This is a genomic window from Chitinophaga solisilvae (genome assembly GCF_009928525.1).
GTDB classification, from domain to species: domain Bacteria; phylum Bacteroidota; class Bacteroidia; order Chitinophagales; family Chitinophagaceae; genus Chitinophaga; species Chitinophaga solisilvae.
Genome location: NZ_JAABOK010000015.1, coordinates 110,474 through 124,952, shown reverse-complemented (window position 1 = coordinate 124,952; position 14,479 = coordinate 110,474). Strand labels below are relative to the sequence as shown.

Annotated in this window: 8 protein-coding genes; 3 read left to right on the top strand and 5 right to left on the bottom strand. The window is 44.4% G+C overall.

All coding sequences use genetic code 11. The features are described 5' to 3' along the window. Positions 1-50 precede the first annotated feature (50 nt). The 3 genes from GWG06_RS25325 to GWG06_RS25315 all read left to right on the top strand — a co-directional run bounded on the left by GWG06_RS25325 (position 51) and on the right by GWG06_RS25315 (position 2,535). A complete protein-coding gene (locus GWG06_RS25325; protein WP_160716955.1) occupies positions 51-449 on the top strand; it encodes an NUDIX hydrolase in 399 nt (132 codons plus the stop codon). Positions 450-597: 148 nt separating this feature from the next. Further along, positions 598-1,527 carry a pentapeptide repeat-containing protein gene (locus GWG06_RS25320; protein WP_160716953.1) on the top strand — a complete coding sequence of 310 codons (930 nt, stop codon included), beginning with the start codon at positions 598-600 and terminating at the stop codon, positions 1,525-1,527. A 432-nt stretch (positions 1,528-1,959) separates the two neighbouring features. After that, positions 1,960-2,535 (top strand): RICIN domain-containing protein, encoded by a 576-nt coding sequence (locus tag GWG06_RS25315; protein WP_160716951.1) that lies wholly within the window; start codon positions 1,960-1,962, stop codon positions 2,533-2,535. Between the two features lie 179 nt (positions 2,536-2,714). Here GWG06_RS25315 and GWG06_RS25310 read toward each other — a convergent pair whose 3' ends face one another. From GWG06_RS25310 to GWG06_RS25290, 5 genes are all read right to left on the bottom strand, one after another. Then, positions 2,715-3,641, bottom strand: coding sequence for a terpene synthase family protein (locus GWG06_RS25310; RefSeq protein WP_160716949.1), 927 nt, complete (start codon positions 3,639-3,641; stop codon positions 2,715-2,717). Positions 3,642-3,653: 12 nt separating this feature from the next. Next, positions 3,654-6,689, bottom strand: a complete 3,036-nt coding sequence (locus GWG06_RS25305; protein WP_160716947.1) for a non-ribosomal peptide synthetase — start codon at positions 6,687-6,689, stop codon at positions 3,654-3,656. Between the two features lie 16 nt (positions 6,690-6,705). Beyond that, on the bottom strand, positions 6,706-10,113 hold the full coding sequence (locus tag GWG06_RS25300; protein WP_160716945.1) for a type I polyketide synthase: 3,408 nt from the start codon (positions 10,111-10,113) through the stop codon (positions 6,706-6,708). 33 nt (positions 10,114-10,146) lie between these two features. Further along, positions 10,147-13,257 (bottom strand): non-ribosomal peptide synthetase, encoded by a 3,111-nt coding sequence (locus GWG06_RS25295; protein ID WP_160716943.1) that lies wholly within the window; start codon positions 13,255-13,257, stop codon positions 10,147-10,149. Between the two features lie 88 nt (positions 13,258-13,345). After that, complete coding sequence (locus tag GWG06_RS25290; protein ID WP_262888731.1) at positions 13,346-14,461, bottom strand: C45 family autoproteolytic acyltransferase/hydrolase; 1,116 nt, start codon at positions 14,459-14,461, stop codon at positions 13,346-13,348. Between the last annotated feature and the right edge of the window lie 18 nt (positions 14,462-14,479).

The following is a 14,479-nucleotide window of genomic DNA, read 5'->3' as shown; positions in this document are numbered from 1 at the left end:
CGTAATGACTATCTTTGCCGGAGATTTTTATTAATTATTTTGAAAAGTGTATGAAAATAATAGACAAACTTGCCTGGATAGAAATTAAGAACAGATCTATATTATCTACAAAATCATACGGAAAACAGAAATATTATATCCCGGGTGGAAAAAGAGAACAGGGAGAAACGGATGAACAGGCATTGTGCCGCGAAATTTCAGAAGAGCTTAATGTGGAGCTGGAAGCTGAAACGATGACGTTTACCGGAACATTTGAAGCGCAGGCAGACAGTCATCCGGATGGCGTTTATGTAAAAATGACCTGCTATACGGCGCATTACAGGGGAGCGTTGAAAGCATGTGCAGAGATAGAAAATTTTACATGGTTAAAGTATGCTGATAAAGACAAAATCTCTGCCGTTGACCAATTGATTTTTGACTTTTTAAAAGAGCAGGATTTAATTGACTGATAAAAACCGGTAGTATATCCTATATACAACCGCAGGTTGTCAGGTTACCACCATAAGTAGCATCATTACAACTAACAGGTGGGGCCTTTTTAGCAATTGCGGCGATGAACCTGTGTATCTTTGCTGTGTAGAAAAAGGAGACATACATATGGATACTAAAATAATCGGCGGCAAAATTGCCAAAGCAAGAAAGACCATGAGCCTGTCTCAGGCACAACTTGCCCAACATCTGTTTATCAGCCCCCAGGCGGTTGGGAAATGGGAGCGTGGCGAATCCATGCCGGACATCACTACTTTCAGCCGCCTTGCGGATATACTGGGAGTTGACCTGAACTATTTTTCTGAAAACCTGCCGGATGCAGCCGGTGATATATCTTCCGGCAAATCCCCGGATACACAACCGGCAGCCGTGGTACCCCTGCCTGCTGCTTCGCAGGAGCGGCAGGTCCGGATAAACCTTACTGCCATCGACCTGCAGGGGAGCGACTTCGCAGGCGTTGTGCTGCATAAAGGGAAATTTAAGGCGAGCCCGTTACGCGGCGCCAATTTTTCCGGCGCCGACATGACCGGCAGCACTTTCGACGTAGCCGATGCACGCGAAGCCAGTTTTGACGGCACAAATCTGACAGACTGCAGCTTTTCCGTTACAGACCTGACGGATGCCAGCTTTCATAAATCCATCGTGGTAGGCACCTCTTTCAGCATGTCGGGGCAAGGCGCGAAATTCACAGAGGTAAACCTCATCGATGCCAGGTTGAACAAGACCGACCTGAGAAAAACAATCTTTGAGAACTGTGTCTTCCATAACGTTGATTTCAGTCATTGCGATCTGAGAGGATGTTGTTTTGAAGGACTGACCTTCACCGGCGTGAGGTTTGACAAGTCAGCCCTGAACGATGTTTCATTTAAAGGCGCCACCCTCCGGAACGTGTCTTTCATTTTACCTTTCTCTGTGACCAATAAATCATACCTCGCCATGAAAACCGTCTGCTTTGATGGTGCGCTGATGGATAAGCTCACCTATACGGCACTTAAAGGTTTAGGCGTCGTGGATCTGTCAAAGGTTACAATTATATAATAAAGACTCAGAACTAAACGTATGGCATGCAATATCAGACAGCAGCCATTTCTTGATAATTAAAAGCCTTCAGCCTTAACGGAGCTGAAGGCTTTTTGGTACAGGAGTTTTTCCCTTAGATAATACTGCCAGAGCCATTGTACCACGGGCGGTGACACACATTCAAAATAATCTAGCACAAAATTATTTAAGACCGGAACCGGTATATTTATATATTGCAACTGTTAACCGTATGGCCTTGCGTTGACCTGAAATCTGTAACTCAATTTTTACTGATATACCATTAAATCTAAGCTGATAACCAGTTAACTCATTTATTACTTTTCTTTCCCGGCAGGATAAATACATGTTTCAGCATAGCTGATAACACAGCTGTTGCGCGCAGTGCTCTTTTATCTTTCAACGGAATTTTTAACCGTAAAAAAACCAGTTATGACCCACTATCGAAAAATTTTATGTGGCCTTTTAATAGCCATTGTAAGCGTATTCACTTCCTGCAGCAAGGATGGAAGAGATCAGTATACGCCGGAAAAACAAGATAAGGCAGATAATAATACTGCCAGGACAGAGCTGTATGAAAATGTCAATTTCCAGGATGGGGAATACAACATGTATCTCTACAATTCTTCGCTGGTAGTAGAAATCAGCGGCGGATGGCTGGGAGAAGCACTGGCGCAGACAGGGCAGTACAATGCAGGCATCACCCAGCGTATGAGGCTGACCAGTCTGGGAAGCGGCTTTTATAAGATAACCGCTGTGCACAGCGGACTGGTACTTACTGTTATAGACAATCCGCTTGCTGAAGGCTCGCGCATACAGCAGGCTGAATGGAAGGGAGATGCATTCCAGCAATGGCGCTTTGTAAATATCGGCGACGGATACGTGGCTATTGTAAGCCGTCATAGCTCCCTGGGTATCCATGGATACGGACCGGCCGGAACACCGCTTGTACAGCGCGCTGCACAGGGTACATGGCCCAGCTATAAATGGAGAGTCTGGAAAATTTAACGCCGGATGATTATTTCCGGAAGAAGATAAGACAACAGGATCCGGTATCGCTCTGGGTATGTTACTGAATGCCCTGAGCGATACCGGATCCTGATCTCCGTTTACTGAAAGCTATCTCTCTTGCTATCTGCAGACGATTATAAACATTGAATCCCGGAACGGTAAAGAAAGTAATAATTTCAACTGTACCTCTTTGTGTCAAGTTTATACCATGATCGGGCGACCTGTATTACGCCAGCTGCATTGTTCAGATAGCTGGTGATTTTGGCATTAAACATTCCAAAGTCAGGAATATGATTTTGCAATATGGTAAATTCTTCCAGGTCTGCATTTTTCAGGGCTAATGAAGCTTCCATTGCTGCCTGGGCAGAACATCCCATGTGTTGTTGCATCACAAGTATCAGATTGGTGTATTTCTCAGGGGTGTTGATTTTTTTCTCCATAGAGTAAAAATCATTTTCCCAGGCCATGATTCTTGCTGTTAATGTCCGCAAACGTTCTGTTACCGGATGATTGAAGATTTCATCCGGAACAACGGCATCATTGGCTATTTCCAGCAGGGTCAGATAAGCGTAACTTCCCGAAGCTCTGGGCCGGATCAGTTTTAGCAGTTGTAATGGCGGAAAAGTTTGCGCTTCCATAAATGAATAGGCAGCCATCAGCCCGTTATAGTAATAATCTTTGAAAGCAGTTGTAAAGCGGGCCACCCATTCAGCAGAAGCATGTACAGACAGCTCACGAAGTATATATTCTGACAGCTGTACAAGTTCATGATCGTTGGTATCTGGCAGATCGCCATTGAATATATCCATGATTCTGTCACAGACTGTCCGGATTTTTTCCGGGCAAGTGTGCATACAATGATCTTCCAGTAAAGTAGCCCACAGCAGGTATTTTGAGAAAATACACAGCTGCTCCCAATGCTGAAGATGGGGGAAACTTCTGGCAATGGCATTGCTGAAATTGGCTGCCAGGTATTGTTCCCGTTTCACCTGATCTAAAAAATGAAAGCTGCTGTATAGCCATGCATTGGTTTCAATTTGTAATTGTGCGGCAAGCGGATTGATTCCTTCATGAAAAGGAGTATGAAAGGTCTGTGTCTTCATGACATAGATGTTTTATTGTATAGCCTTGATAAAACGGAGATAAGGTTCCAGCAGTTCCTTGTTTATCGTGTGCGGATTTATATCTGTGCCGGTCAGAAATTCTCTTGTGTTAACACAGCTGAAATAATACGAATTCTGATATAATTCCACCATGCAAAGGTTATTGATTAAACTCTCCTTGTATAAACTCAGCAGTGGGTAAAGCGGGCTCTTCTCGTCATGTTGCCACTTTCCCAGCCATTCATGAAACATGAGTGGTTGCATGGTAAATCCAAATATTTCATTGAGGCGGCGTAAGAACTCAATATTGGTAATATCATTTATCGGATCCGGGGTTACATTAAACTTTTTACCTGCAGCGCTGCGCTGACCCGAGATGTGAACCATTGCCCTGCAGAGATAATCTACACTGATCAGCGCATCCTTTGAGCCCATCAGGAGCGGAAAGGCATTTGCTTTAATACAGGTAAGTACCATCCTGGCGTACCATTGATCTACAGCGGTAGCGCCGGTTTTGCTATGACACAGAATAAACCCTGACCTGAAAATTATTACCGGTACACCTTTAGAGATTATTTTTGACAGTATCTGTTCTGTTACCCATTTACTTTTCACATAATTTGTTCCCCGGCTGATAGCATCCAGATTCTGTATCATATCATCATCTTCCAGCATCCAGGTTTTTCTGGTGAAATAGTGCCCCCAGCTGTACACTGCTGTGGTGGAAATGTATGAGATGCATTTCAGTTTATGTGAAGTTGCCAGACGGATTATTTCATGAATCCCTGCAATGTTGGATTTTCTTACCATTGAATAGGAGAAAATATAACTAACGGCGCTTCCTGAGTGATAGATAATGTCTACATTTTGGGCAAGGGTATCATAGTGTTCCTGAGAAAGGTTAAAGTTCGGACGTGAAAGATCTCCCCTCAGCAAATGTATCCGCTCACTTGCCAGTAAATTTTTATCAATATGATATTTGTCGAAAGTAGCCCGTAACCGGCTCTTCGCCAGCTGTTCATCGTCAGCCCGTATCAGGCAATATATTGTTGCCTGTGTGCTGGCAAGCAGCTCCGCCAGCAGATGGCTTCCGACAAAACCTGTGACACCGGTAAGGAATATATGTTTAGGATGCTCCATGTCTCCCGTCAGTGTGGGGAGTTCGGGTATTTCTGGAACTCCTTCGGCATCTTCCAGTATTTGATTTAATGACGATGCTACCGGGTCTGCTGTATCGGTAGTGGCTTCCATGCGGAGCCGGATGTGCTCCGCAAGGCTACGGACAGATGGAAGGTCAAACATTTCCGGCATTGAAACTTTTTCGCGGTAATGATCCGGTAACATTCTATAAAGGCGGGTAAGCGACACAGAGTGCCCGCCAATTTCAAAGAAATTATCTGTCATCAGCATTCCTGTTATTCCCAGTATTTTTTTCCATAAATCTTTGATAACTCCTTCGTATTCATTGGCTGGTTCTTCATCCTCTAACGCTGCCAGTATACTGTTATTATATGCGGGCAGTGCGTTTCTGTCGACTTTTCCATTCAGATTCATTGGCAGTGCGTTAATGAACAGATAGTGGTATGGGATCATATAGGAAGGCAGTGTTTTTTTTAGTTCATTCCGTAATTCCATGGCTTTTTTTGAAGCGGCCATCCCTGATAGTGCCGCATCCGTATGAACGAGATAAGCTACCAGCTTTTTGTCATAGAATTCCTTTTCTTCTTGCACATTTACTACTGCCTGTTTTATGCTGGGCATTTTCATCAGTTCATTTTCTATTTCTCCCAATTCTATCCTGTAACCTCTGATTTTTACCTGCGTGTCCATCCGGCCCAGATATTGTATATCGCCATTGGGCAAGATCCGTCCGAGATCACCGGTGCGATAGTAAGGTTGCCTGGTGGTACTGCACATAACAAAACGTGCTGAAGTAAGTTCCGGTAGATTAAGATAACCTCTGGCCAATGATGCACCATATATTAAGATTTCGCCTGTCTCACCGGGTGGGATTTCTTTCAGTTCTTCGTTTACAAGTATAATGTTCGTATGTTTAACTGGTTGGCCAATACTTTCCAGGTCAGCCCGCTGTGTGACGGCCTTCATGGTGGCCCATATGGTAGCTTCAGTGGGTCCGTAAAGATTCCATAGTGCACCGCAGGCGCTTAACAGTTCCATCCCAAGGTCCGGATTCAGATATTCACCTGTGCATAATATTTTCAGTCTGTTATTCGGCTGCCAGTACTCATTAGATATGATCATCTGCCAGGTGGAGGGAGTTGCCTGCGCAATGGTGATTTTTTTATCTCTTATCAGGCGGGCCAGTGATTCAGCATTGAGTTGTTCCTGCTGGGAAGCCAGCTGAATGGTTGCTCCGCAGATAAGCGGCATAATCAGTTCAATCACTGATATGTCAAACCCGTAGGTAGTAGCTGCCAGTATTACGTCGTCATGATTAATACCTACATGCCGGCGAAAGTGGCTGATGACATTTATGACTGCACCATTCTCTACTGCAACACCTTTCGGAGCGCCGGTAGATCCGGAGGTATACATGACATACATCAGATTACCATGGCCTGCCTGGTGTTCAACTGGTGCATCTGATAAGATATTCCATTTTATTTCCTCAAATATCAGGACCTGGTTCCCCGGTAAGAGGCCGATAGATGTAAACATTGTCTTAAAGGCCTCTTCGGAAATTATTGCCCGCATTTTACTATCCCGCATCATAAATTCAAGCCTCCTCTCAGGATATACCGGAGGCATCGGAACATAGGCTGCCCCTGCCTTGAGTACTGCCAGTAAAGTGATGATCAGATTGACGCTGCGCCCCATCATGACACCAACCAGATCATCCGGCCGGAGATTATAATTGTCCTGAATACAGCGGGCAAGCTGATTGGTAACTGTATCTAACTGATGATACGTCAGCACGGTATTTCCACAGACCACTGCCGGATATTCAGGAGAAAGACGGGCCTGTTCAGCGAATTGTTTTGTGATTCCCGGGTAATTATCCAGAAAGGAATATTTTAGCGGATTCATAACTGATGCTTGATTTTTATCGGTTAAGTGATTTTTTTCTTTCACAGTTTTCAAGAGCTTGCTGCAGGGGAGTGGCAATGGCATTTACATGCGGCACATAGTTCATGGTGATATGATCTCCGCCAACTGAATGGCTTTCGTACTCAGGGGCATATTTTTGCCAGAAATGCGGCCATTCATGCAGCTCATTTGCTACTTTATTCTCCGGGTAAAAGAAGAGGATCGGTGTGCCGTCAGGTTGAGGTACATATTGTTTTAAAGCAGCGAGATGTATCCATGATATTTTGTCTGTAAGATCCAAGGCGTCTGTCTGTTCCGGATCAGTCATAGCCGGAACGGGGGGCGCATCTATCATGGCAACGAATGGCAGTTCTTTTCCTGCTTTTCTTAGTCTGCAGGCCATTTCATACACGACTACCCCGCCAAAGGATGCGCCGCACAGGATAAATGGAAAGGCAATACGGTGTTCTGAAAGCAGGTTCAGATAATAGTCTGCAATTTCTTCAATGGTTGTTGCGGTAAACTGTTCATCGTCTGACAGCCAGGGTGATTGAACAGCATATATTGACCGGTTTTTTTCCAGAGAAGATACCAGATCCCTGTAAATATGTACGTGTCCGCCGATAGGGTGTATCAATACCAGTGGAATAGCCGTTTGTTTTTCTATTCCTTCATTCAGGACTACTACGCAACCGGCCTGTTTCTGAACTTCTGACTGAGTGGCTACCAGGAGCCGGAGGTGGTCTGTCAGATCTCCGAATTCCGGAAATCGCAGGAGTAAGCCGTTATCAAGTGGAAGGCAAAGCTTACGACTTAGTGCAGACGTGGCTGCTACTGCCATCAATGAGTCGCCGCCGAGGCTGAAGAAGTTACTGCTGTTATCAATTTCCGGCGGGCAGCCTAATACCTTTTCCCATATTGCAGCCACAACGGCGGTTAACATTTCTGTTGTGGCGGCCTTATCTGTTTTATTTGAATGCGGTATATCCGTTACAGCGGTTTTCTCCTCTGTCCAATACTGTTTTCGCTCGAAGGGATAAGTGGGCAGTGGTATACGACGCCTTTCCTCGTCTGTATGGAAGGCATACCAGTGTATATCAATACCTGTTTGCCATAGCCGGCCTATTGCTGTATAAAGCACCTGGATTTCACCACTTGCCTTTACAGTATCAGATGTCATGGTACTTACAGCCATTTTCCGGGTATTCGCATCTGTATAGTTTTGGTATATATGGGTAAGTATATTCCCAGGCCCGACTTCAATATATACTGCATCCTGCAGATGTTTTTCCTGATACAGGTACTTCAGGCCATCTTTAAATCGTCCGGTATCAGGAATATCCTGTGTCCAGTAATGCGGGGATGTTATGTCGGCGCCTGTCAGCCAGCTGCCTGTAACGCCCGATAGTACGGGTATTTCGGGATCATTGACGCTGAGAAAAGTCATGTCTGAAGAGAGGGATTCGCAGATTGTTTGCCCGGTATTGTACATGAGCATGGAAATGGTATCTTCCACTGAAATCATACCGGCAAGGCAGATTGCGGTATATTCACCGTAGCCATATCCAGTCATGGCAGCGGGTTTTATACCCAGGCTGAACAGATATTTTGCCAGTGCATATTCGATAATGAATAATTCCGGAATCGGACTGTTCTGAGATGATTCATGCCGGAATAGCAGGTCATTTGTGTCTATATCTGCAAATGAGGGGGGAAGCATTTTTTTGACGATCGAAACACAGGTATCCGCCGCTGTTTTAAAAACAGGCAATGTATCATATAGTTGTTTCCCCATTTCTGCGTATAGGGATTCCTTTCCGGGGAACAGGAACAGTACGGGAGGTGAAGCTGCTTTTGCAGGCTCCGTAAGCATAACTGTCCCGTGTGCTTTATTCAGCATATCCAGCATCTCCTGCCGGCTTTCACAAACGGCCTGCCATCTGTATGGAAATGTATACCGGCCGGTATTCAGCGTATAGGCAATATTCCGGAGTTCATCCTTTGATGTATTCAGGTACTTCCATGTTCTGGTAATTATTTCCTGCAGAGCGGACACGGATCTGCAGGAAAGCGTAACGAGTTGCGCCGGTATTCCGGAAACAGGTAATGGAGGCCGCTGCTGTAATTCTTCAAGGATAACATGTACATTGGTTCCGCCTACTCCAAATGCACTGACACCGGCTCTTCGCGGCTGGTCGCCATTTTCCCAGGAAATAGTCCGGGTGTTGACATAAAAGGGACTATCCTCGAAATTGATATGAGGGTTGGGGGTTTCGAAGTGTAAACTTGGAACCAGCGTTTTGTAGTGAAGACATAATACCGTTTTAATCATTCCGGCAATGCCAGCCGCTGCATCGAGGTGCCCGATGTTAGTTTTTACACTGCCTATTGCACAGTAACGGAGCTTGTTGGTCGATATGCGGAAAGCGTCTGTCAGCCCTTGTATTTCCAATGGGTCGCCGAGCAGGGTCCCTGTTCCATGAGCTTCTACATAGGTTATACTTTCCGGTGAGACACCTGCTTTTTTGTGGGCAGCGTGAATCACTTTGGACTGTCCTTCAGCTGAAGGGGCTGTATAACCTGTTTTTTCTGATCCGTCGTTATTAATGGCAGAAGAAAGGATAGTAGCGTAAATATGATCTCCATCCTTTAAAGCATCTTCATAACGTTTCAGGACGATAATTCCTGCTCCCTGCCCACGGACGATGCCGCCGGCCCTGGCATCGAAAGCCCTGCATCTTCCATCGGGAGAATATATCAGTCCTGGCTGATAAAGATAACCTCCTTTCTCCAGTATGCCCAGTGAAACACCTCCCGCAAGGGCAATGTTGCAGTCGTCCGACAGCAGGGCCATGCACGCCTGGTGAACAGCCGTAAGGGATGTGGAACAACCTGTCTGAACAGTAACGGCAGGGCCTGTGATGTTTAATTTATAGGCAATTCTGGTGCATAAAAAATCTGTTCCGCTACCTATTATTATCTGATACTTTTCAGCAGGGTCTGTTTCTGCAGAGGCATTGGTTTCAGACAGATAACTTGAAATACCCATTCCGGCGAAAATGCCAATATCGCTGCAGGTTGAACGAGGGGCATATCCGGCATCTTCCAGCCCTTCCCATGCACATTCGAGCAGTAACCTGTGCTGAGGGTCCATAATTGATGCCTCTTTGGGAGAGATACCGAAAAAGGCGGCATCAAATCCCTTCACATCTTTCAATGCGCCTTTCGCTTTAATGTAACCGGGGTTATGAAGGAGGTTAACCGGTATCCCTGTATCAAGCAATTCTTCTTCAGTATAATGAGTAATCGTTTCTTTTCCTGACAGGAGGTTTTCCCAGAACTCCTCCTTGTTATCGGCTCCCGGAAATCGTAAGGAGATTCCTATTATTGCTATCTTTTCCTGTATTCTGTCATGTAACTTCATATTATTGAATGTATTTAAATGTGATGAGTGTCATTAACTACCCTGGAGATGCTTCGCCAGTAAATCGACCGTGTGATACCTGAAGAGATCAGGTAATCTCAGGCGGTTTCTGAATGAATCCGGTAGTTTTTTATAAACTTCTGTCAGCAGCAGGGAATGCCCCCCTATATCAAAGAAGCTATCTTTCAATCCGATATCTTCCTTATTCAATACTTTCTTCCATATGTCTGTTATCGTTATCTCGTATTCATTCAATGTTTCGTTAAACGGAGAGGTGGCAGGGATAAATATGGTTGAGGGAACAGGTAATGACTGCCAGTCTGTTTTTCCGTTGGGGGTGAGTGGAATGAAATCTATCCATATGAATTCTTTAGGGATCATATACATGGGCAGTCTCGTTTTCAGAAATTCCCGTAACCTGTTTATTGTAGCATTGGATAATATTCCCAGGGGCCGCTTATCTTTATGGACGAGATATAACACAATACTCTTTTCATTATCAACAGTCCGTATGTTGGCCACCGCCTGAAAAATATCATCAAACAGGGTTGCGGTATATTCTATCTCCTTCAGTTCAATACGGAATCCACGGATTTTTACCTGCCTGTCTTTGCGACCCATGTATTCTATATTTCCATCTGGCAGGTACCTGACGAGATCTCCTGACTTATACATACGTGGTTTCTCCGGTTGCTCATCTTTTGTAACGGCGAAGGGATCTGGAAGAAAGGATTTGCTTGTGAGATCTGGTCTGTTCAAATACGCTAATCCCAGCTGGATTCCACCAATGTAGAGTTCTCCGTTGACCAACGGTGGTACTGGTTGCATGAAATCGTCGAGTACATACAGGAAGACATTGGAAATCGGTCTGCCGAGCGTACTACTCGGATGGTTACCCGTGATTATATATTTGTTTACGCAAATGGTTGTTTCCGTAGGGCCATAGCCATTGAATAATCTTACATGCCGGTACCAGTTAAGCATCAGCTTTTGAGGAAATGCTTCACCAATTAACACTACGGTTTTCAGGGACGTTTCAGTCTCGGCCGGAGCTGGCAGTGTAGCTAATACCGTTGGTGTAAGCATCAGGTTTGTAATACCATACTTAATTATATAATTATGGAGTTCAATACCTGTTACGCGGTTATCAGGATATAAAAAAAGGTGAGCGCCTTTACTTAATGCTCCCCAGATTTCAAATACAGAGGCATCAAAACAGATGGAAGCAAACTGCAGGACTCTGCTGGAGGTTGTATAGGCAAGCATATCATCAGCTGTATATGCTCCTGTCATGTTACTCAGCCCCCGGTGACTTATGATTATGCCTTTGGGGAGGCCTGTGCTGCCGGAGGTATAGTTAATATAAGCGGCAACATTATTTTCCGGAGAACGCCATGGTGGGGATGTAGGTTGGGCGGAAATATTTTTTGCCGTGTGCTCCTGGTCTATACATATGATCATCCCTTTGAAATCGGAGAAGATATTACTCAGATGTACCTGGGTAATGAGATAATTGACCGCGGCGTCTTCCAGAATGAAAAGAGAACGGAAGGCAGGATAAATGGGGTCTAATGCAACATAGATAGCTCCCAGTTTCCATATGCCAAGCATAGTAATGATTCGGTCGGCAGATTGTCCGAAGTAAAACGCGACATGTGCTCCCGCTGTTATCCCCTGCTGCTGAAGGTAATGTGCAGCCTGATTTGCCTTTTTATCCAGTTCGCTGTAAGTCAGCACTGTATCACTGAAAACAACTGCAATATGATCCGGGTGGTCCTGTGCCTGTTTTTCAAAGCGACTGATAGTACTTTCTTCATAATTGTTCACAGTTTCAGCAGCAGCCCATGATGTCAGAATTTGATTTCTTTCTGATTTCGATAACATTGGCAGTAACCCGATTGTTTCATGAGGATTTTCGACGATGGAAGAAAGCAGGGTGATATATTGAGAGAAAAATGCTGCTACCACCTCATGCTGCCGGGAGATACTATGCTCCGCATACAATTGAATTTCCTGATCGCCTTCATCATATGACAGGAAGAAATCGAATTCACGGGAGGTGCCTCTATGGCTGGATGAATTGATGCTGGTTCCCTGCAATTGAAGGAAATGCCTGCCTGATACGGTTTTTGCAAAAGTTACATTACTGCGTGGCACAGGTTTCCGGGTATTTCCGTAAAGTGAATATGGAAGAACAGCGGCATTTTTATGCTGACTCATGACCTGTTCCATTTTCATCATAAGAGAAATAAAGGAATCACTGTCTTTTATCTGATGCCGATATGGCTCAAGCCCTACAAAGTAACCTGTTACCTGTTTTAGTACAGGCGGCCTCAGATCGGCATAATATCCTGTGATAAAATCATTCAATCCGGTAACCCTGTATAATAAAATACTGAATGCAGAGAACAATACCTTGAAAACGGTGGTGCCGTTACTCCTGGCAAGTTCTCTGATCTGTTGTGATAATAACGGAGACAGACTGGTGGTAATCGCATTCCCTGTATTTACCGGAGGTTGTGGATACTTCACATGCGGCAGCTCAATATGGAATAGGCTGGATCCAATATAACCTTCCCAGTATTCCTGACTTGCTTTGATGGCGTCAGCAGATTGTGTTGATTCCCATTCAGCGAGTAAACTGGTTTCCTTTAATGGCGCTATGAAAGATAGATTGTCAATGATCCTGTTATATACAGCACTGATTTCTGAAAAAATTATCTTCAATGAGTTCCCATCCAGCATTATATGATGATAGGAAAAGAAGAAGTAGTATTTACCGGCAGAAAATGGAACCAGTACAAATTTACAGGGATCGCTATAACTTACTTTCAGAAGGTCATGCCTCCCCGTTATGAGTATTTCGTCCAGGTCTTCTTTATTAAAATCGATAACCTTTAATGCCTGATTTTTCCGGATATTATCTGTTTTTAAGTATGGCTCCCATTCCTGTTCAATAATAGTTGTTCTGAAGATGTCATGGTTTCTGATAACGGTTAAAATGGCATTGTCCAGCCTGGATACATCCAGGTTACCCAGAATTTCAAATACATACGTGTATTCATAAAAATTGTGATCGTATTTAAGGCATTCGTACCATATGTTTTTCTGAGGTGTCGTTAATGATTTTAATTTGTCGGACATGTTTTCATAAATTTAAGATGTCAATGAAATAAAGTATTTGGATAGCGAACGAGTTGTTGAAACCCGGGAAGGATATGCTGTAAGGGTTTTACAGAGATATTTCCTGCATTTTTTCATTGTCTGCTCCACCCGCACAAACATGTATTTTTCGTTCGGCAGGAGATAATATACAGGTAGCAACAGTAGCCACGTCACTGTTGTTTTGATCAACATCATCCATGCAAATAGCAAATCGGCTGCTATTGGATTTTCTGTCGCCCAATATCTCCCAGCACTGATGAATATTTAACGGGAGCGCCGTTTTTGTAAAAAGTTGCTTCATCCTTTGATAGCGGTATGTTGAACTTTCCTGCCAGCGTACATGCCTGGGTAGCTCCAGTTTTTTCATTTCCGGATCCAGACAGTGATTGGTATGAATATGTATCTCGTCGGTTACCGGCGTGTTTTTTGACTGTAAGGAACTGGCTTCTATATTAAAAGCGGCGTCCTGATCTGCTGCAAAGAAATTATGACCCGATAACCGCGGCGTATTAATGATGGTCCCTGCTGCTGTTAAGGCTGTATCTGCCTGAAGTGCAGCAGATATGGTAAATAAATAGTTTACGCCGGATATATGGTCTGAAGTCATCAGGTTGGTATTGCCTATTGCAACGCCGTGGCTGTTGATGCCAATTAGTGCCAGACATCCGGCTGTAGTCAGATAAAGCGTTTCAGGTGCATTTACAGGCTTTCTTCTTACCAGTACGAGGTATCGGATTGCTTCAGGTGACATGTCCCAGGTCTGGCCTATCAGCACACCATTTGCGGCTAGTTTTCGCGGAACAATAAATGCACTGCATCCACCCGGATCAATACCAGTATTCAGTAACGGATGATAGCGCCTGATGAAATAATCCCTCAGATCAGTATATGCCATTGATACAAGGAGCAGCTCATCTGAGATGCCTGCGCCGGTGGCTATTCCCCGGAATTCATTCCAGATATCGTAATTGTAGGCGCGATGCCATGGAACTACTTCCTGCACTGTATTTAGTATTGATTTATTGTCAACAGCAATATTGCTATACTCCATAAGAAACATTTTTAACCGGTTTAACCTGAGTAAAGCGAATTCCTGTATCTCCCTGCGATAGCTTTCACCAAAGGATAAGCCCATGTTTCTGGGAGTTCCGGACAATGAAATGACAGGTATTTTATCAGACATTTGATTGTTTTTGAAATG